Below are 19,607 nucleotides of genomic sequence, written 5' to 3'. Positions count from 1 at the left end.
GATGATGGTTGCCAGCCACCACCCCGTCCCGCCGCGCAATCGCGCCAACGCCAAACGCATGCGACGGACAATGACGGATGCCGAGCGCAAGCTCTGGTACGAATTGCGCGGGCACCGCCTGATGGGGCTCGGGTTCCGGCGGCAATCTCCAATCAAGGGCTTTATTGTCGATTTCGCATGTCCGGAGCGTCGACTGATCGTGGAACTCGACGGCAGCCAGCACGCGCGAGCCTCGGCGGAAATTTCGGATCAGGCCCGAACAACTGCTCTGGAGGCTGATGGGTGGACCGTCTTGCGATTCTGGAACGATGATGTGCTGAAATCTATCGGCGACGTGTGCGAGCATATCGTCCGCGTCGTGGAGGGGCGTTAATGGCCAGAGCACTTCATCCAGCCGTGAGTCACCCCCCTCTGTCGGCGATGCCGACATCTCCCCCACAAGGGGGGAGAGAGGTGCGAGGCGCGACCTCCCGGTTACATGGAGGCCTCGGCGACAGGGGATACAGCCGAGTACAGTTCTCACTCCCGGACTCCGGCTTCGACCTCACTATCCCGGAAAAGACGAAGCACTCGATCTGGCCGGATGACGGCCGCACATTCCCCTCTCCCCCCTTGTGGGGGAGATGTCGGCATGGCCGACAGAGGGGGGTAACGCGGCAAACCCAAATGCTGGAGGCGAACTGACCCATGGAAGCCTTCGAGATTCTTCTGACGGCGAGTTTCTGGGTGGCGGCCATCCGCATTGCCTCGCCGCTGATCTTCGCGACCATGGGCGAACTCGTATGTGAACGCGCGGGCGTGCTCAATCTCGGCATCGAGGGGATCATGACGGCAGGCGCGTTCGCCGGCTGGTTCACGGTCTATCTCGGTTTCGGGCTCTGGACGGGTGTCCTCGTTGCGGCACTCGCCGGCGCGGCATTCGGCCTCCTGCACGGGTTTCTGACCGTCCCGCTCGGCCTGTCGCAGCACGTGACCGGCATCGGCATCACATTGCTTGCGACGTCGCTCACCTATTTCTCCTATCGCATCCTTCTGCCCGAGGTTTCTTCGCCGCCGAAGATCGAGCCGTTCCAGCCCTTCGAGGTTCCGGTCCTTTCGGATATCCCCGTCATCGGCCAGGCGCTCTTCAACCAGACGCCGCTCACCTATTTCGCCTTCGTCTGCGTGGCACTCGTGGCCTGGATCCTCTACCGGACGCCCGCAGGCGTGGCCGTTCGCGCAGTCGGCGAAAATCCCTCCGCCGTGGAGGCGCAGGGGATTTCCGTGACGACGGTACGCATGGGCGCGGTCATGGCCGGTTCGGCGCTGATGGCGATCGGCGGGGCGTTCCTCACCATGTCGTCCTTCAATTCCTTCTTCTTCGAGATGATCAACGGCCGCGGCTGGATCGCCATCGCGCTGGTGGTCTTCGGCTCGTGGAGGCCGGGCAAGGCGCTGATCGGGGCCATCCTGTTCGCCGCCTTCGATGCCTACCAGGTGCGCCTGCAGCAACTGACCGGCGGCGTGATCCCCTATCAGGTGTTCCTGATGCTGCCCTATGTGCTGTCGATCGCAGCACTCGTGCTGGTGGCACGACGCGCCGGCTATCCGAAGGCGCTGATGACCCCCTATCAGAAAGGCGAGCGATGAGTTTCGACCTCCTCCTCAAGGGCGGCACCCTGCCCGATGGCAAGACAGCCGATATCGCGATTACCGGCGGCAAGATCGCGGCGGTGGAAGACGACATTACCGGCGAGGCCCGCGAGACGATCGACGTCTCCGGCCACTTGGTCAGTCCGCCCTTCGTCGATCCGCATTTCCACATGGATGCGACGCTGTCCTACGGAACGCCGCGCATCAATGCGAGCGGAACGCTGCTCGAGGGCATTGCGCTCTGGAACGAACTCAAGCCGGTCCAGACGATCGAGGAAATCGAAAAGCGCGCCGTGGATTATTGCGACTGGGCGGCCTCCATGGGGCTGCTCGCCATCCGCACCCATGTCGATACTTCCGACGAGAACGGGATGAAGGGTGTCGAGGCGCTTCTTTCGGTTCGCGACAAGGTGAAGGACTATCTCGACCTGCAGCTCGTCGCCTTCCCTCAGGACGGGCTCTACCGCGCCCCCGCAGCCCGGGACTGCACCATCCGCGCACTCGACATGGGCGTCGATGTGGTCGGCGGCATTCCGCATTTCGAGCGCACCATGGAGGATGGGCGACGCTCCGTCACCGAACTTTGCGAGATCGCCGCCGAGCGCGGCCTGATGGTCGACATGCACTGCGACGAGAGCGACGATCCCCTCTCCCGCCATATCGAGCAGCTTGTCCATGAAACGCAGCGGCTCGGCCTGCACGGCCGTGTGGCAGGCTCGCACCTGACCTCCATGCACTCGATGGACAATTACTACGTCTCGAAACTGCTGCCGCTGATGGCGGAAGCGGAAGTGGCCGCCATCGCCAATCCGCTCATCAACATCACGCTGCAGGGGCGGCACGACACCTATCCGAAGCGGCGCGGAATGACCCGGGTGCCGGAAATGCTCAGATACGGCATTCGCGTCGGCTTCGGCCAGGATTGCGTTCTCGATCCCTGGTATTCGCTCGGAACCGCCGACATGCTGGACGTCGCCTTCATGGGCTTGCATGTGGCGCAGATGACGAGCCCCGCCGACATGACCCAGTGTTTCCATATGGTGACGCGGGAGAACGCCGCGATCATGGGTCTGGAAGGCTACGGGCTCGCGAAGGGTTCGGTCGCCAGCCTTGTGGTGCTTGATGCGAACGGGCCGGTGGAGGCCGTTCGTCTGCGCGCCCAGCGCCTGCTCGTCGTCTCAAGGGGCAAGGTCATCGCGCGTCGCGAGAAATCGCCGATGACGCTGTCGATTCCGGGACGCCCGGCGTCGGTCGACCGGCGGTTCTAGACCACCGGCCCCCGTCAGAAATCGATGCTGAACTTGCGGATGAGCGCGAACGACAAGCCGTACTGGTCTCTCGACCCTTGCGCGGTGATCGGCGAATCCCCCGCATCGCCCTGCAATCGGCTCCAGCTCGCCTTGCTCTCGGCGGCCCATGTATCGTTGAAATCGTAGCGCGCGCCGACTTCGAGGCCGGTGCTCAGAAGGCCTCCATCCACCGCGGTCTCCGGGAAGGCCGAGACCGCCGCTTCCGCCGCCGAGACGCCGAAATAAGTATTGGTGAACTCGTCATCGGCAAAGCCGAAGCGCGGGCCTGCATAGATCGCAAGCTTTTCGGTCGGCTTGAAGAGCGCGTCGACGCCCACTTCGCCGCGAATTCCGTGATGCCCGCCGAAGCCGTGGCGGATGTCGCCGGACACACGCAGGTTCTGGAACGTGTAGCTGGCGCTCAGGCCAAGCTCGACGGCCGCATCGACCGTGTCGAGGCCGGCGAGAACCGGATGATCGGAAGCCGAACGCTTGCCGATGAAATCAAACGAGGGACCAATCGAGAATCCGGTCTCCGGGCCGCCGCCGAAGGTCCGGCCATTGGGCAGCGTCAGACGCTGAATGCGAATGACAGGAACGGGCGACAGGATATAGCTGCTGGAGCCGAAATATTCCGGCGAAACGCCTGCACCTAGACCCAGTTCGAAATCGATGCCGGGCGCCTGTCCGTAGCTGTCCTGGGCATGGGCCGTGGCAGGAAGGAGAAGTGCGAGGGCGAGGCTCGCGGAACGGAGCGGCTTGATCATCGAGGATATCCCACTGTGCATGCAATTCTTCAGCGCAGGCGCAATGTGGGGCAAAAGTCGTTTCCAGTCTGCAAATGCAGCGGGAAATCGCTCGCTCGGCGCGGGGAAGGACGATGGCTGTGACATTCCCGCAACTCGACCCGATCACGGAACGGTTCCCGCCGAAAAGCGTTTTGCCTGGAAACGGGAGTATTGTCATGAGCAAAGAGAATTTCGAAATCGAACAGCGTCTTAACGGCTACAGCTTCGTGATCGACAATCGCCATTCACCTGTCTATTCGACCCGCGAGATGGCGGAGACCGCCGCGCGCGAAGAACTCAAGACCTTGAAAGAGCGCGAAGACGATGAGGACGAACTCAACGAAGGTCTGGAAGATACCTTTCCGGCCAGCGACCCTGTTGCGGTGACATCGAGCGGACATGCCGGCGAACCGGGCCGCGGAGAGAACAAGCACAACGAGCGTTAGGCGTTAGGCCTGAGGCCCGAGAGCCACGGATTGCGGGCGAGGTTGCCCTGCCCCCGAGCCAGGCCACGGCGCGACAAGACATGTGAAGCCTCGGCCCGCCGGGGCTTTTCTTTTGCCCGGCCTTTATCTGCAGTGTCGCTTTTGGGAACGTCGCTCGTTAAAGACGATCCATGGGACGGTGGCAGAGACAAATTCTCGACTGGCTGAAGGTGGCCGTATCGCAGGGATTGATGATCGCCCTGCTGATCGGCGCGGCTCGACTATCGATTGTTCCGTCCGGAAACGTCGCGGCCATCGTCGCGGCGCAGGCAATCGGTGCCGCCGCGATAGGCCTTCTGCTGCGTCTCCGGCTCATCTGGCTGCCGGTGCAGCTTCTTCTTCCGGTCGGCCTCGTCTATGGCGGCGCCGCTCCGGCCTGGATCTATCTTCTCGCCTTCGCCGCCATCGCGCTCGTCTCATGGAACGCCCCATCTGAGCAGGTGCCGCTCTATCTGACCAACCGGAAGACGCGCGAGGCGCTCGCCAGACTTGTCACCGAGAGCGGAGCCTCATCTTTCGTCGACCTCGGCTGCGGCACCGGCAGCGTTCTCGCATCGCTCAAGCGAAGCCATCCGCGACTTGCCGTAGCGGGGGTGGAAACCGCGCCGCTGGTCTTCGCACTGGCCTGGTTGCGGCTATTGCCTTTACGGGGAAGAGGAGTCGCCTCAGTGGCTTACCGGAGCCTGTGGAAGGAAGATCTCAGCCGCTACGATATCGTCTATTGCTTCCTGTCCCCCGCCCCCATGGCCAAGCTCCACGCCAAGGCGACGTCCGAGATGAAACCGGGCGCACTGTTCGTTTCCAACAGCTTCAAGGTTCCCGATGTCGAACCCGAGCGGACCATCGAACTCGGCGACGGACGCCAGACGGGCCTTCATCTCTATCGTCCCGGCGGCGTCTGAGGCCAGCCAAATAGGCGTCTGAGGCCAGCCAAATAAGAGCGCTCCCGTCGAACCAAATCGGCAGCCAATCGTTGTTCCATCGAAGAACAAGAAGGAGCCCGATCATGGCGAGACCGAAACGAGACCCCTCCGCCCTTTCCCGTGAAGAAGACTATCGCGATTACGAAGCCCGCGAGATCGAAGAGGGGTGGCCCTATTCGGACGAGGACGGCGAGAAGAAGGCGGCCAATGTCGGCTATGGCAATTCAGAAAGCAATTTCGACGAGTCCGAGGTCCCGGGCGCCGAAATCTCGAGCAATACGGCGATCGAGAGCACCGGTGGCCCATCCCCATTCCCCGAGGACGAGGATTCCATCATCGAGGACGATGCCATCGGCGAGCAGATCGCCCTCGCCTATGAGAGCAACGATCTCGACGACCATGACGTCACGATTACCGTCCGCGACGGCATCGCCGCACTTGCAGGACGCGTGGATTCCGACGAGGACAAGGCCAAGCTTCTCCGCGTGGCGCTTGCCGTGCCGGGCGTCAGGAACGTGACGGACGGCATCATCCTCTCAGGGGTCGACACCCACATTCCGTCCGACGTCACCGAGTAGGAGGAGAGAGAAGATGCAACGCCGGATTCCCTCGGAGTTCGGCCGGCGGATGCCGCAGGTCTTTCCGGCGGCGGCATCAAGCCAGACCGAGGTGACGGCCAGGCGGCGGCTCATGTGGTCGCTGCTGGTCGCCGGCATATCCATCATCTGCCTTGCCGGAGCTTTCGCCCTGCTTGCGGGCTGATCGATGGCATCCCACCCCAAGAGGCGTCGAGCGCGCCATCGCCGTCCTGCCGAGGGGACGGCGGCCAAAACAAACCACCGGCCTGACGGAACGGCGTGACGCGGCATTCGTTTAGTGTGCTGAACTCCCGATGCGAGAATTCAATGCATAGACGCAGCTGTCTGAGTGGAAATGCCGGCGCACGACCGGCAGATACGAAAAAACCCGCCGAGGCGGGTTTTGCTGGCTGGTCGGAGCGAGAGGATTCGAACCTCCGACCCCCTCGTCCCGAACGAGGTGCGCTACCAGGCTGCGCTACGCTCCGATCCAGCGGCGTCCGTATAGCCGCCCCGTTTCCGTTCATCAAGCCCCCTCATGCGGGTTTTGATACAATTGGGCATGGCCACGCCGGAAGACCCGGCTTTGCATGGCGCGGGAAAAGGGCGCATAGTGCCCGCAACCCAGCGAATCTCGCGTCAAAGCAGGGAATCCGGCTCCGGAGGCCCAGGCATGAAAATTGACAAGTTCCTCGATGGATTGACGGTCGGATACGACATTCCGGCCTTGCCTGGCATGCGTCAGGAGGAGATCGTCACCCCCTGCCTGGTGATTGATCTCGACAGACTCGAAACCAATCTCAGGACGATGGGAGATTTTGCCCGCAGGAGCGGCGTGAAATTGCGGCCGCACGGCAAGATGCACAAGTCGGCGGACATTGCGCGTCTGCAGATGGAGATCGGCGGAGCTACCGGAATATGCTGCCAGAAGGTCAGCGAGGCGGAAGCCTTCGTGCGGGCGGGCATCACCGACATCCTGATTTCAAACGAAATCCGCAATCCCCTGATGATCGACCGGCTGGCGCGGCTTTGCGCCGAGGGTGCCAAGATCTCCGTCTGCGTCGATGATCCGGACGCCGTCACCCAGCTCCAGGAGGCCGCGGTCCGGCATGAGACGACGATCACCTGCCTTGTCGAATTCGAAACCGGAGGCCGGCGCTGCGGCGTCAGCACTCTGACGGAACTGCTCGAAATCGCCCGCGCCATCGTTGCCGCCGACCGCCTCGATTTCGGCGGCGTGCAGGCCTATCACGGCATGATGCAACACATCGTGAGCTACGAAGACCGGCGATCGGCCGCCATCAAGTCGATCCAGCATGCCAATGCCGCAGTCGAGATGCTGAGGGTCAACGGCATCAGATGTCCGAGGGTGACGGGCGGCGGCACAGGAAGTTACGCCTTCGAAGCAGGCTCGCGCTTGTATACCGAGCTGCAATGCGGCTCCTATGCCTTCATGGATGTCGACTACGCCCGCATCGAGGACGAAAGTGGCAGGCGCTGCCAGGATTTTGACCAGGCGCTGTTTCTTCTGACCAGCGTGATGAGCACCTCAAGCGCCGGCCGCGCGGTCTGCGATGCGGGGCTCAAGGTGCAATCGGTCGACAGCGGCCTTCCCCTCGTCCACGACCGCGACGACGTGGCCTATGTCTCCGCCTCGGACGAACACGGCACCCTCACCGATCCCTACGGGCATCTGGCCGTCGGCGACCGTTTGCGCCTCGTCCCGGGCCATTGCGACCCCACCTGCAATCTGCACGACTGGTATGTCGTCATGCGCCACGGCAGGGTGGAAACGATCTGGCCGGTAACCGCGCGCGGCAAGGCTTTCTGACCCGATTTTCGTGCTGCAATCCGACTTCTGCACGGCTATATCCAAGGTGCCGGAAAGCTGATACACTCATAATCGTAGAAATACTAATATATGCATTTAATGAGCCATAGCTTCGGTTACGCTCCACCGCCCCTATGGAGGTGAGTCCATGTCTGAATACGAATACTCTGCCCTTTCCGTTTCCTGTCACCGCTGCCAGAAACAGAATACGATCGTCGGCAATATTCCCGAGTTCGAGATCGTCAATTGCTCCGGTTGCGGCAAGCCCATGGGCCAGCTGCGCGTGCTCATGGCCGATGCGATGATCGAATCGCACGAGCCAGGCGCACAGATCAACGAGGCCGGCACCCCGGCCTGACGGATATCCGGGCTGCCTCGATGGGGCCCGGTCCGACCAAAGTTCCAAAGCCCTGACCGTTTCCCGCTGACATCAGGTTGAACGACCCGGCTTTTCAAAGCATCTCCGCCCGGCCAGCTTCAATTGGCCGGGCTTTCGGCTTTGCCGCATCCCGGCAGCACTCGCGGGAGCGGGTCTTGACTATCGGGCATTGCATATACACCTACATCAATATAAATGGTCGTTGATATTAGAAAACGACGCAGTATCGGTGATGAACGGCCGCTCTGAAGCGAAACGCCGTTCGGGGTTGGATGATATGACATCACGTTTGGCACCCGCTCTAGCCGCGGGACTTTCTCTCTACGCGGGCAGCCTGTCCTGCAGCGCGCCCGCACTTGCGGAAACCATTACGCTTGCCCCTGTGAGCGTGACGGAGTGGAAGGCCGTCCACGGCAGTGTCGAGACCCGCGACGTCGCCCCTGCCCGGGCCCGTATCGGCGGCGTCGTGGTCGAGTTGACCATCACCGAAGGCGACGAGGTCGAAGAAGGCCAGGCAATCGGGCTCGTGCGCGACGACAAGATCAGTTTCCAGATCGAGGCTCTCGATGGCCAGCTCGCCGCTTTCGAATCCCAGCTCAAGACCGCCGACACCGAACTCGACCGCGCGCAAAAGCTGATCGCGCAAGGTGTGGTCACGCGCCAGCGGCTCGACCAGCTTTCCACCCAGTCCGACGTGTTGCGCAACCAGATTGCATCGACCAGGGCCAACCGTGCCGTTCTCGAACAGCAGCAGAGCGAGGGAGAGATCCTGGCGCCGGTCTCCGGCAAGGTTCTCTCCGTGCCGGTCACCCCCGGCGCCGTGATCATGCCCGGCGAAGCGGTGGCGACGATCGGCGGCGGCGGCTTCTTCCTGCGGCTCGCGCTGCCGGAACGGCTTGCGCCGATGCTGGCCGAGGGTGCGGAGATCCGCATCTCTACCGATACCGGCGAGAAATCCGGCACGCTCGCCAGGATCTATCCGCAGATCGAGGGCGGCCGCGTCACGGCTGACGTGGAGGTGGAAGCACTTTCCACCCGGTTCGTCGATGCGCGTGTGCTCGTGGACGTGCCTGTGGGCGACCGGCAGGCGCTCACCGTTCCGCAATCGGCCATTGCCAGCCGCAACGGCCTCGACTTCGTGACGGTGGACACCGGCGCGGGGACCGCCGAACGCGTGGTCGTCACCGGAGGAGCGGTCGAGACGACCGACGCCGGACAGGGCGGGCTCGTCGAAATCCTCAGCGGCCTATCGGCCGGGGACCGGGTGATCGTGCCATGACCACGCCCGACGCATCGAAGAGCCCCGGCCTGGGCATCGCCGGCGCCTTGACCCGTGCCTTCATCAAGTCGCCGCTCACGCCGCTGTTTCTCATTGCCGCCTTCGCCTTCGGCCTGGTGGCGTTGATGACGCTGCCGCGCGAGGAGGAGCCGCAGATCTCCGTTCCGATGGTGGATATCCAGGTTCGCGCCGACGGGCTGAACGCAGCCGACGCCGAGAAGCTGATCACCGAACCGCTTGAAACAATCGTCAAGGGCATCAACGACGTCGAGCACGTCTATTCGCAGACCCATGACAACAAGGTTCTGGTCACCGCACGCTTCATCGTCGGTACCGAGGCGGATTCGGCGGTGTTGCGCGTCCACGACAAGGTACGCGCCAATCTCGACCGCATTCCGGTCGGCATTCCGGAGCCGCTGATCGTCGGGCGCGGTATCGACGACGTCGCCATCGTCACGCTAACGCTCACCCCCAAAAACGCATCCGATACCGAGGTGACGGCAGCCGACATCTCGCGCGTGGCGCGGGAATTGCGCACCGAACTCGCCAAGATCGACGATGTGGGACTTACCTATCTCGTGGGAGAGACCGACGAGATCATCCGCATCTCGCCCGATCCGAAACGTCTTGCCCTTTACGGCGTGACGCTGCAGCAACTCGCGCAAAAGGTCACCGGCGCCAACCGCGCCTTCCCGGCGGGCCAGGTGCGCGACGACGGCGCCCAGATCGAACTCATGGCAGGCGAGACGCTGTTCGCACCGGCCGAGATCGGCAATCTGCTGATCACGAGCCGCGACGGTCGCCCGGTCTATGTCCGCGACGTGGCGTCGATCGAGCTGGCGCCTGACAGTTCGGAGCATATCGTTTCGACAATCCGCCGCGAGAACGGCGCGACCATACGTGTCCCGGCCGTCACCATCGCACTCGCCAAACGGGCCGGATCCAACGCCGTAAGCGTCGCTCACAACGTGCTTGAACGGGTGGAAGCGCTTGACGGCCGGCTGATCCCGGATTCCATGTCCGTCGAGATCACTCGCGACTATGGCGAAACGGCCAACGAGAAAGCCAACGAGCTGCTCTACCACCTCGGCCTTGCGACGGTGTCGATCATCGCGCTGGTCTGGATTGCGATCGGCTGGCGCGAAGCCTTGGTGGTCGCGGTGGTGATCCCCGTCACGATCCTGCTCACGCTCTTCGCCTCGCGGGTGATGGGCTACACGCTCAACCGCGTGTCCCTTTTCGCCCTCATCTTCTCGATCGGCATTCTCGTCGACGACGCCATCGTGGTCATCGAGAACATCGCGCGGCACTGGGGGATGAAGGACGGGAGGGACCGGCAGTCCGCCGCTATCCAGGCCGTGGCGGAAGTCGGCAACCCGACGATCGTGGCAACTCTCACGGTGGTCGCGGCGCTGCTGCCGATGCTCTTCGTCTCCGGCATGATGGGGCCGTATATGAGCCCGATTCCGGCGAACGCCTCGGCGGCGATGGTGTTCTCCTTCTTCGTCGCGGTCATGGTCACGCCCTGGCTGATGCTGAAGGTCGCCGGCAAGGCTGAGCTGCATCACGGCGCGGGGAACGACGGCGCTCATGCCGGCGGCGCACTGGGCCGCGCCTACCGCGCGGTGGCGACCCCCATTCTCGCCAGCAAGACGCGCGCCTGGCTTTTCCTGCTTCTCGTCGGTGCCTTGACGCTTGGATCGCTCACCCTCTTCTACACGAAGGACGTGACGGTGAAGCTGCTCCCCTTCGACAACAAGTCGGAGCTTCAGGTGACCGTCGACATGCCGGAGGGGACCGCGGTGGAAGCCACCGACGCGGTGCTGCAAGCAGTCGCGCAGAAGGCGCTGACGCTCGACGAGGTTCTGTCCGCGCAGACCCATGCCGGAACCGCTGCGCCGTTCAACTTCAACGGGCTGGTTCGCCATTCCTTCTTCCGCACCGACAGTTTTGTCGGCGACGTGGCACTCAACCTCGCCCCCAAGAATGCCCGGGAGCGGACGAGCCATGAGATCGCGCTGGATATCCGCGCGCGGCTCGCCGACATTCCGGTGCCGGACGGCACCGTCTTCAAGGTCGTCGAGCCCCCGCCCGGTCCGCCGGTCATGGCAACGCTTCTGGCCGAGATCTACGGGCCCGATCCCGAAAGCCGGCGCGCTGTCGCCGAGAAAGTGGAAGCTGCCTTCCTGTCGGTGCCCTTCATCGTCGACACCGACAATTCGTGGGGGCAGCCGGCCCGACGCCTGCGCGCCACCATCTCGACTAACGACGCCGAGTTCTACAAGGTGGAGGAAGGCGACGTGTTCGACACGATGGCGATCCTCAACCAGGGCCGGACCGTGGGCTATTCGCACCGTGGCGGCGGCCGCCAGCCGATCGCCATCCGGCTCGAACGCTCCAGGGGCGAACGGGTGGTGGACGAGGATTTCCTGACCACGCCGATTCCCGCCAACGTTCTGCCTGGCGGACGCGGGGTTGTGGAGCTGGGTGACGTCGTCCATGTCAGCGAAGAGCGCGCCTCTTTCCCGATCTTCCGGCACAATGGCCGGCCGGCGGAACTGGTGATGGCCGAACTGGCGGGCGACTACGAAGCACCGCTCTACGGCATGCTGGCGGTGCAGGAGGCGCTCGACGCGCAGGACTGGACCGGCCTCGACAAACCCGAGATCAGGCTGCACGGCCAGCCCGCCGACGAAAACGCGCCGGTGCTGTTGTGGGACGGCGAATGGGAAGTCACCTGGGTGACGTTCCGCGACATGGGCGCCGCCTTCGGCGTTGCTCTTCTGGGGATCTACATCCTCGTGGTGGCGCAGTTCGGATCGTTCAAAGTGCCGCTCGTCATCCTGACGCCTATACCCCTGACCTTCATCGGCATTCTCGGCGGCCACTGGCTGTTCGGCGCGCCGTTTTCGGCCACCTCGATGATCGGCTTCATCGCGCTTGCGGGCATCATCGTTCGCAATTCGATCCTGCTCGTCGATTTCATCCGCCATGCCGACCATGAAGGCCGGAGCCTGACGGATATTCTGGTCGAGGCCGGCGCCATCCGCTTCAAGCCGATCCTTCTGACGGCGCTTGCCGCGATGATCGGGGCGGGCGTGATCCTCACCGATCCGATCTTCCAGGGGCTGGCGATCTCGCTTCTTTTCGGCCTCGCCTCCTCGACACTTCTGACGGTGCTCGTCATACCGGCGATCTACCGGGTCCTCAGGACCTGAGAGGCTGATTGACAATGGGGCGGCTTAACCGGCAAGAACAGGCCGGAGCCGCCCTGCCCCTCCTCTGTTCAGGGACGGTCGAGGAGAGAGAGTGTTCGCCGTCCCATGGCAAGCCCGACGCCCCCTGTAGAGCTGGTGATCTTCGACTGCGACGGTGTCCTCATCGACAGCGAGATCATTTCCGCGCGCGTGCTTCTGGCATTGCTGAAGACCGTCGGCGTGAGCGTCGATTTCGCCCATTTCCAGGCCAATTTCCTGGGCCGCAGCTGGCCCAAGGTCGTCGCCGACATCCGGATCAATTACGGGCTGTCGCTGGGCGAGGAGTTCGAGGAAAGCTACCGCGGCAAACTGCTCAAGGCCTTCGAGACGGAGCTCGAAACCACGCCGGGTGTGCGCGAGATCCTGGCCGGATTGAAGGTCGCTTCCTGCGTTGCGACGAGTTCGACCCGGCGGCGGCTCACGCGATCGATGGAGATCACCGGCCTGGACCGCCATTTCGGCGACAATACCTTCACAGCTTCCCAGGTGGAAAACGGCAAACCTGCGCCTGACCTCTTCCTGCTGGCCGCCCGGACAATGGGCGTGACGCCCGAACGCTGCCTGGTGATCGAGGACTCCGCGCCCGGCATCGAGGGCGCCAGACGCGCGGGCATGCGATGCTACCACTATACCGGCGGCAAGCATCTGCGCGGCCATGAGGTTCCAGACAGCGGCGTGATGCGCATAAGCGACTGGCATGAACTCGCCGGATTCGAACCGGCCCTGTTCGAGACCTCGACCTGAAACCCATTCCCGAAATCGTCTTCCTGGCGCCGTCGCCGGCGTGTTCACGGTCCCCGGACAAAAATGCTCTCGCTGAGTGGATAAACGGAAAAATCGGTGCCATACGCACTGAAATCGTCCTGAAGCCGCGACTGCCTGACTGGAGGTATTCGAGGACATGGGGCCAAGCATCCGGCAGCGGGCTCAAAACCCCACGCAACACGCCGGGCTTGACATCAGGGGCAACGCCGGAACGCTATAGGCGGGGAAACGAGGGAGGCAGGAGATGGCTGGAAAAGCTGATGGCGAGGCAAGTCGCCTCGACGATGCGGCACGCGCCGGCTGGCTCTATTACGTCGCCGGCAATACCCAGGACGAGATTGCCCGCAAGCTCGGCGTCTCGCGTCAGTCCGCCCAGCGCCTGGTTTCGCTCGCCGTCACCGAACGGCTGGTGAAGGTAAGGCTCGACCATCCGATCGCCAAATGCATGGAACTGTCGATGCGGCTCAAGGAGCGCTTCGGGCTGCTGGGCTGCGAGATCGTTCCGTCCGACCCGGATGCGCCGAACTCCATGACCGGCGTGGCGCAGGTGGGCGCCGTCGAGATGGAACGGCATCTGAAATCGCACCACCCCAAGATCATCGCCATCGGCACCGGCCGGGCGCTGCGCTCGGCGGTGGAGCAGCTTCCGCCGATGGACTGCCCGCAGCACCGCATCGTCTCGCTGCTCGGCAACATGATGTCGGACGGCTCGGCGACCGCCTACAACGTCGTCATCCGCATGGCCGAACGGGCCAATGCCCGCCACTACCCGATGCCGCTTCCGGTTTTTGCACGCTCGGCCGAGGAGAAGAAGATCCTCCACAACCAGGAGCCGGTGCACAATATCCTCGAACTCGCCCGCCAGGCCGACGTCACCTTTGTGGGCGTGGGCAATATGGGGCTCACGGCCCCCCTCTTCGTCGACGGCTTCCTGACCCGCGACGATGTCCGCTCGCTCGACCGCGCCGGGGCCGTGGGCGAGATCACCAGCTGGGTGTATGACGCCGCGGGCAAGCTGATCGATGGCCTGGTCAACGATCGGGTGGCGAGTTCGCCGCTGATGGTGAACCCGGCGAACCCCGTCGTCGGCATCGCCGCCGGAGAAGCGAAGGTTCAGGCCATTCTGGGGGCGATGCGCGGCAAGCTGATCAACACCCTGATCACCAACGAGCACACGGCAGAGCTTCTGCTCGAGAGCTGAGCAAAAGAATTCCCCAGCTCAAATACCTGATTTTACGCGCAAATGCTTTTCAGTCGCTGCAGTGCAGCGACGATTTCCCGGTATGCGGTGATTGACTTGGACACGCGGCTTTGTGAATATTCGCCCGCCAGTTAGGCAAATGCCCAACGTAAGCGAATGCCCTTTGAGGGATTTTGGGAGGATACCATGAAGACTTTCGTTCGCGCCCTTCTCGGCGCGTCTGCGATGTGTGCCGTTGTTTCCGCCGCACAGGCCGAGAAACTCACCATCGCCACCGTGAACAATGGCGACATGATCCGGATGCAGAAGCTGACGGACGAATTCACCAAGGCCAATCCGGACATCGAACTCGAGTGGGTGACGCTCGAGGAAAACGTGCTCCGCCAGCGCGTGACCACCGACATCGCCACCAAGGGCGGTCAGTACGACGTCATGACCATCGGCACCTACGAAGTTCCGATCTGGGGCAAGCAGGGCTGGCTCGTCAGCCTCAACGACCTGCCCGAAGCCTATGATGTCGACGACCTTCTGCCCGCCATCCGCGGCGGTCTGACAGTCGACGGCGAGCTTTATGCCGCTCCCTTCTACGGCGAAAGCTCGATGGTCATGTACCGGAAGGACCTGATGGAAAAGGCCGGCATGGAAATGCCGCAGGAACCGACCTGGGCCGACATCAAGAAGGCCGCCGAGGCCATGACCGACAAGGACAATGAAGTCTACGGCATCTGCCTTCGCGGCAAGGCCGGCTGGGGCGAGAACATGGCCTTCCTCGGCGCCATGGCCAACTCCTATGGCGCGAAGTGGTTCGACATGGACTGGAAGCCCCAGTTCGACACCGAAGAGTGGAAGGCCGTTCTCACCGACTATCTCGACCTGATGAACAATTACGGCCCGCCCGGAGCTTCCAACAACGGCTTCAACGAAAACCTGGCGCTGTTCCAGCAGGGCAAGTGCGGCATGTGGCTCGACGCCACCGTGGCTGCGTCCTTCGTGACCAACCCGGATGATTCGACCGTGGCCGACAAGGTCGGCTTCGCGCTGGCCCCGAACAAGGAAGGCGTCGAAAAGCACGCCAACTGGCTGTGGGCATGGTCGCTGGGCATCCCGGCCGGTTCCCAGAAGGTCGATGCGGCGAAGAAGTTCATCGCCTGGGCGACCTCGAAGGACTACACCAAGCTCGTCGCCGAGAAGGAAGGCTGGGCCAACGTGCCTCCGGGCACCCGTACTTCCCTCTACGAGAACGAGGAGTACAAGAAGGTCCCCTTCGCCGAGATGACGCTCGAATCCATCAAGGCGGCCGACCCGAACAATCCGACGGTCGACGAAGTGCCTTATGTCGGCGTCCAGTTCGTGGCGATCCCCGAGTTCCAGGGTATCGGCACCGCGGTGGGCCAGCAGTTCTCCGCAGCGCTGGCAGGCCAGGTTTCGGCCGAGCAGGCGCTCCAGAGCGCCCAGCAGCTCAGCGAACGTGAGATGACCAAGGCTGGCTACATCAAGTAAGTCTCCTCCAGGGCAGAGGCCGGTTTGCACACTCCGGCCGGCCTCTCCCACTTCGCTTTTTCTATCGAACCGACTTCGTCCGACCGCGCGTCTGGCCTCAATGGCGGACCGGTTGACCAATGGGGATGATGACGATGGCCACCGCTCACTCGAGAACCGCCGCCCGTTTCATGATCGCGCCCGCGGTGCTTCTGCTCCTGGCGTGGATGATCATTCCCCTGTCGATGACGCTCTACTTCTCGACCCTGCGCTACAATCTGCTGATGCCGGGGATGGAAGATTTCATCGGCTTCGACAATTACAGCTACTTCCTGACTGATCCGGCCTTCTTCGCGGCCCTGACCAACACGCTTCTGCTCGTGGGCGGGGTGCTGCTGATCACCGTCATCGGCGGCATTCTCCTGGCCCTCCTCCTCGACCAGCCGATGTTCGGCCAAGGGATCGTGCGCATCCTGGTGATTGCGCCGTTCTTCGTCATGCCGACCGTGTCGGCGCTGGTGTGGAAGAACATGTTCATGAACCCGGTCAACGGTCTGTTCGCCTTCCTGACCAAGGCCGTCGGGCTGCAACCCTTCGATTTCCTTTCCCATGCGCCGCTGACCTCGATCATCATCATGGTCGCCTGGCAATGGCTGCCGTTTGCGACGCTCATTCTGCTGACCGCCATGCAGTCGCTCGACAGCGAGCAGATCGAGGCGGCCGAAATGGACGGCGCCGGTGCGTTCGCGCGCTTCTTCCACATCGTTCTGCCGCATCTGACGCGCGCCATCACCGTGGTGGTGCTGATCCAGACGATCTTCCTCCTTTCGGTCTTCGCCGAGATCCTGGTGACCACCAATGGCGGTCCGGGCACGGCATCGACCAACATCACCTATCTCGTCTATGCCCAGTCGCTTCTCCAGTTCGACGTCGGCAGCGGCTCCGCGGGCGGCATCGTCGCCGTCATTCTCGCCAACATCGTTGCGATCTTCCTGATGCGGATGATCGGCAAGAACCTGGACATCTGAGGGAGGAACGGACATGGCAAGACGCGTTCCCACGAGCCGCAAATGGTTGGTCACCATCGCCGCATGGGCGATCGGCTTCCTGATCTTCTTCCCGATCCTGTGGACGATCCTGACCAGCTTCAAGACGGAAGCCGAGGCCATCGCCTCGCCGCCTTCCTTCCTGTTCTTCGACTGGACGCTCGACAGCTACCGTGAAGTGCAGTCGCGCTCGAACTACTTCCTGCACTTCTACAATTCGGTGATCATCTCGCTCGGCTCGACGCTGCTCGGCCTCGTCATCGCCATTCCCGCCGCCTGGTCGATGGCCTTTGTGCCGGCCAAGCGCACCAAGGACGTGCTGATGTGGATGCTGTCGACCAAGATGCTGCCGCCGGTTGGCGTGCTCATCCCCATCTACCTGCTGTTCCGCGATTTCGGTCTGCTCGATTCCCGCTTCGGGCTGGTGATCGTGCTGACGCTCATCAACCTTCCGATCATCGTGTGGATGCTGTTCACCTATTTCCGCGAGATCCCGGGCGAAATCCTGGAAGCGGCCCGCATGGACGGCGCGACGCTCTGGGCCGAGATCGTGCACGTGCTCACCCCGATGGCGGTGCCGGGTATCGCCTCGACGCTCCTTCTCAACGTCATCCTCGCCTGGAACGAGGCCTTCTGGACGCTCAACCTGACGGCTGCCAAGGCCGCCCCGCTGACCGCGTTCATCGCCAGCTATTCCAGCCCCGAGGGCCTTTTCTACGCAAAACTTTCCGCAGCTTCGACCATGGCGATCGCGCCGATCCTCATCCTTGGCTGGTTCAGCCAGAAGCAGCTTGTTCGCGGCCTCACCTTCGGCGCCGTCAAATAAGGAGTTCGACATGGGACAGATCAAACTCGAAAAGGTCACCAAGGCCTTCGGCAATACCCAGGTCATCCCGCCGCTCGACCTCGAGATCGAGGATGGAGAGTTCGTGGTCTTCGTCGGACCGTCGGGCTGCGGCAAGTCCACCCTGCTCCGCCTGATCGCGGGTCTCGAGGATGTGACCTCCGGCGACATCGTGATCGACGGGACGAACGCCACGGCACTGCCTCCGGCACGCCGGCGGCTCGCCATGGTGTTCCAGTCCTACGCGCTCTATCCGCACATGAGCGTGAAGAAGAACATCGCCTTCCCGCTCAAGATGGCGAAGATGCCGGAAGACAAGATCGAGGAGAAGGTGAAGAACGCCGCCCACATCCTCAATCTGACCGACTATCTCGAGCGTCGCCCCGGCCAGCTTTCGGGCGGCCAGCGCCAGCGCGTCGCCATCGGCCGCGCCATCGTGCGCGAACCCGCAGCCTTCCTCTTCGACGAGCCGCTGTCGAACCTCGATGCGGCGTTGCGCGTGAACATGCGGCTCGAGATTTCCGAACTCCACCAGTCGCTCAAGACGACGATGATCTACGTCACCCACGACCAGGTTGAAGCCATGACCATGGCCGACAAGATCGTGGTGTTGCGCGCGGGCAATATCGAGCAGGTCGGCTCGCCGCTCGATCTCTACCGCAGCCCCAACAACCTCTTCGTCGCCGGCTTCATCGGCTCGCCCAAGATGAATTTCCTCGAAGGCGAGGATGCCGCAAAGCACGGCGCGCACACGATCGGCGTGCGACCCGAGCACCTGCGGGTGATCCACGGGGCGACCACGAGCAGCGGATGGACCGGTACGGTGGGCGTGATCGAACATCTGGGTTCTGACACGTTCATGCACGTGCATCTCGACGGCGATCGCGGCACCATCACCGTCCGTGCCGACGGCGACAATCCAGCAAAGGTCAACGACAAGATCACCGTCGAAGCCCTGTCCGAAGATCGCATCTATCGCTTCGACAAGGGTGGAATGGCCATCCGATGAAACGGCTCGCAGGCAAATCCGCGCTGATCACGGGGTCGGCGCGCGGTATCGGACTGAAATTCGCCGAAGCCTATGTCCGTGAAGGGGCAAAGGTGGTGATCGCCGATATCGATCTCGACCGCGCGAAGAAGGCGGCAAGCAATATCGGCGATGCCGCCATCGCCGTCCGCATGGACGTGACCGACCAGTCCTCGATCGACGAGGCGATCCGGACAGCCGACGAGGCCTTCGGCGGCATCGACATTCTCGTCAACAATGCAGCGCTGTTCTCCGCCGCGCCGATCGTGGAAATCGAGCGGCCCGATTACGACAAGCTGTTCGCCGTCAATGTCGCGGGCACGCTGTTCACCCTGCAGGCTGCGGCAAAATCGATGATTGCGCGCGGCAAGGGCGGAAAGATCATCAACATGGCAAGCCAGGCAGGCCGCCGGGGCGAAGCGCTCGTCGCCGTCTACTGCGCCACCAAGGCGGCCGTGATCTCGATCACCCAGTCGGCAGGGCTCGATCTGATCAGGCACGGCATCAACGTCAACGCCATTGCACCGGGCGTGGTCGATGGCGAGCACTGGGACGGTGTCGACGCCTTCTTCGCCAAATACGAGAACAAGGCACCCGGCCAGAAGAAGAAGGAAGTGGGTCAAGCCGTCCCCTTCGGCCGAATGGGAACTGCCGAGGACCTGACGGGCATGGCGATTTTCCTCGCCTCGCCGGAAGCCGATTACGTCGTCGCACAGACCTACAATGTCGATGGCGGGAACTGGATGAGCTGAGCCCGGCAACAGGGCAGAACCGCAATGACCGAAAGAGCGTGACGGCCGGTCG

Annotated in this window: 19 protein-coding genes and 1 tRNA gene; 18 read left to right on the top strand and 2 right to left on the bottom strand. The window is 62.9% G+C overall.

The window, feature by feature from the left end:
• Position 1 precedes the first annotated feature (1 nt).
• The 3 genes from E2A64_RS06695 (at position 2) to E2A64_RS06685 (ending at position 2,900) form a co-directional block, all read left to right on the top strand.
• Positions 2–373 (top strand): endonuclease domain-containing protein, encoded by a 372-nt coding sequence (locus E2A64_RS06695; RefSeq protein ID WP_244598167.1) that lies wholly within the window; start codon positions 2–4, stop codon positions 371–373.
• Between the two features lie 314 nt (positions 374–687).
• On the top strand, positions 688–1,629 hold the full coding sequence (locus E2A64_RS06690) for an ABC transporter permease (RefSeq protein WP_133283610.1): 942 nt from the start codon (positions 688–690) through the stop codon (positions 1,627–1,629).
• Positions 1,626–2,900: an amidohydrolase family protein gene (locus tag E2A64_RS06685; RefSeq protein WP_133283609.1), complete on the top strand. Its 1,275-nt coding sequence runs from the start codon at positions 1,626–1,628 to the stop codon at positions 2,898–2,900. Before E2A64_RS06690 ends, E2A64_RS06685 begins: the two co-directional genes overlap by 4 nt.
• Before the next feature lie 14 nt (positions 2,901–2,914).
• Here the strand turns inward: E2A64_RS06685 and E2A64_RS06680 are convergent, their stop codons facing one another.
• Entirely contained in the window at positions 2,915–3,688 is a 774-nt protein-coding gene (locus E2A64_RS06680) for a MipA/OmpV family protein (protein WP_158285704.1), read from the bottom strand.
• Positions 3,689–3,801: 113 nt separating this feature from the next.
• On the opposite strand from E2A64_RS06680, the gene E2A64_RS06675 reads away from it, so the two are divergent.
• From E2A64_RS06675 to E2A64_RS17810, 4 genes are all read left to right on the top strand, one after another.
• Positions 3,802–4,155: a hypothetical protein gene (locus tag E2A64_RS06675; protein ID WP_133283607.1), complete on the top strand. Its 354-nt coding sequence runs from the start codon at positions 3,802–3,804 to the stop codon at positions 4,153–4,155.
• 170 nt (positions 4,156–4,325) lie between these two features.
• Positions 4,326–5,096 carry a class I SAM-dependent methyltransferase gene (locus E2A64_RS06670; protein WP_133283606.1) on the top strand — a complete coding sequence of 257 codons (771 nt, stop codon included), beginning with the start codon at positions 4,326–4,328 and terminating at the stop codon, positions 5,094–5,096.
• A gap of 104 nt (positions 5,097–5,200) precedes the next feature.
• A complete protein-coding gene (locus E2A64_RS06665) occupies positions 5,201–5,695 on the top strand; it encodes a BON domain-containing protein (RefSeq protein ID WP_133283605.1) in 495 nt (164 codons plus the stop codon).
• 13 nt (positions 5,696–5,708) lie between these two features.
• Positions 5,709–5,879: a hypothetical protein gene (locus E2A64_RS17810; protein ID WP_158285703.1), complete on the top strand. Its 171-nt coding sequence runs from the start codon at positions 5,709–5,711 to the stop codon at positions 5,877–5,879.
• Between the two features lie 227 nt (positions 5,880–6,106).
• On the opposite strand, the gene E2A64_RS06660 is transcribed toward E2A64_RS17810, so the two are convergent.
• Positions 6,107–6,183: transfer RNA gene (locus E2A64_RS06660), tRNA-Pro, on the bottom strand.
• Positions 6,184–6,368: 185 nt separating this feature from the next.
• Between E2A64_RS06660 and E2A64_RS06655 the strand changes: the two genes are divergently transcribed.
• From E2A64_RS06655 to E2A64_RS06605, 11 genes are all read left to right on the top strand, one after another.
• A complete protein-coding gene (locus E2A64_RS06655; RefSeq protein WP_133283604.1) occupies positions 6,369–7,526 on the top strand; it encodes a DSD1 family PLP-dependent enzyme in 1,158 nt (385 codons plus the stop codon).
• Positions 7,527–7,674: 148 nt separating this feature from the next.
• Positions 7,675–7,884 (top strand): hypothetical protein, encoded by a 210-nt coding sequence (locus tag E2A64_RS06650; protein ID WP_133283603.1) that lies wholly within the window; start codon positions 7,675–7,677, stop codon positions 7,882–7,884.
• 298 nt (positions 7,885–8,182) lie between these two features.
• A complete protein-coding gene (locus E2A64_RS06645; protein WP_133283602.1) occupies positions 8,183–9,184 on the top strand; it encodes an efflux RND transporter periplasmic adaptor subunit in 1,002 nt (333 codons plus the stop codon).
• Positions 9,181–12,402 carry an efflux RND transporter permease subunit gene (locus E2A64_RS06640; protein ID WP_133283601.1) on the top strand — a complete coding sequence of 1,074 codons (3,222 nt, stop codon included), beginning with the start codon at positions 9,181–9,183 and terminating at the stop codon, positions 12,400–12,402. The genes E2A64_RS06645 and E2A64_RS06640 overlap by 4 nt, the downstream gene beginning before the upstream one ends.
• Positions 12,403–12,507: 105 nt before the next feature.
• Complete coding sequence (locus tag E2A64_RS06635; RefSeq protein ID WP_133283600.1) at positions 12,508–13,185, top strand: HAD family hydrolase; 678 nt, start codon at positions 12,508–12,510, stop codon at positions 13,183–13,185.
• A 265-nt stretch (positions 13,186–13,450) separates the two neighbouring features.
• Positions 13,451–14,407 carry a sugar-binding transcriptional regulator gene (locus E2A64_RS06630; protein ID WP_133283599.1) on the top strand — a complete coding sequence of 319 codons (957 nt, stop codon included), beginning with the start codon at positions 13,451–13,453 and terminating at the stop codon, positions 14,405–14,407.
• A 186-nt stretch (positions 14,408–14,593) separates the two neighbouring features.
• Complete coding sequence (locus tag E2A64_RS06625) at positions 14,594–15,907, top strand: ABC transporter substrate-binding protein (RefSeq protein ID WP_133283598.1); 1,314 nt, start codon at positions 14,594–14,596, stop codon at positions 15,905–15,907.
• Positions 15,908–16,041: 134 nt separating this feature from the next.
• Positions 16,042–16,914, top strand: coding sequence for a carbohydrate ABC transporter permease (locus E2A64_RS06620; RefSeq protein WP_133283597.1), 873 nt, complete (start codon positions 16,042–16,044; stop codon positions 16,912–16,914).
• A 13-nt stretch (positions 16,915–16,927) separates the two neighbouring features.
• Positions 16,928–17,758: a carbohydrate ABC transporter permease gene (locus tag E2A64_RS06615; protein WP_133283596.1), complete on the top strand. Its 831-nt coding sequence runs from the start codon at positions 16,928–16,930 to the stop codon at positions 17,756–17,758.
• A gap of 10 nt (positions 17,759–17,768) precedes the next feature.
• Positions 17,769–18,785, top strand: coding sequence for an ABC transporter ATP-binding protein (locus E2A64_RS06610; RefSeq protein WP_133283595.1), 1,017 nt, complete (start codon positions 17,769–17,771; stop codon positions 18,783–18,785).
• Positions 18,782–19,555: an L-iditol 2-dehydrogenase gene (locus E2A64_RS06605; RefSeq protein ID WP_133283594.1), complete on the top strand. Its 774-nt coding sequence runs from the start codon at positions 18,782–18,784 to the stop codon at positions 19,553–19,555. Before E2A64_RS06610 ends, E2A64_RS06605 begins: the two co-directional genes overlap by 4 nt.
• Positions 19,556–19,607 lie beyond the last annotated feature (52 nt).

Origin of the sequence: Pseudohoeflea suaedae (assembly GCF_004354915.1) — a bacterium.
GTDB classification, from domain to species: domain Bacteria; phylum Pseudomonadota; class Alphaproteobacteria; order Rhizobiales; family Rhizobiaceae; genus Pseudohoeflea; species Pseudohoeflea suaedae.
This window is presented reverse-complemented; position numbering and strand designations above follow the sequence as displayed.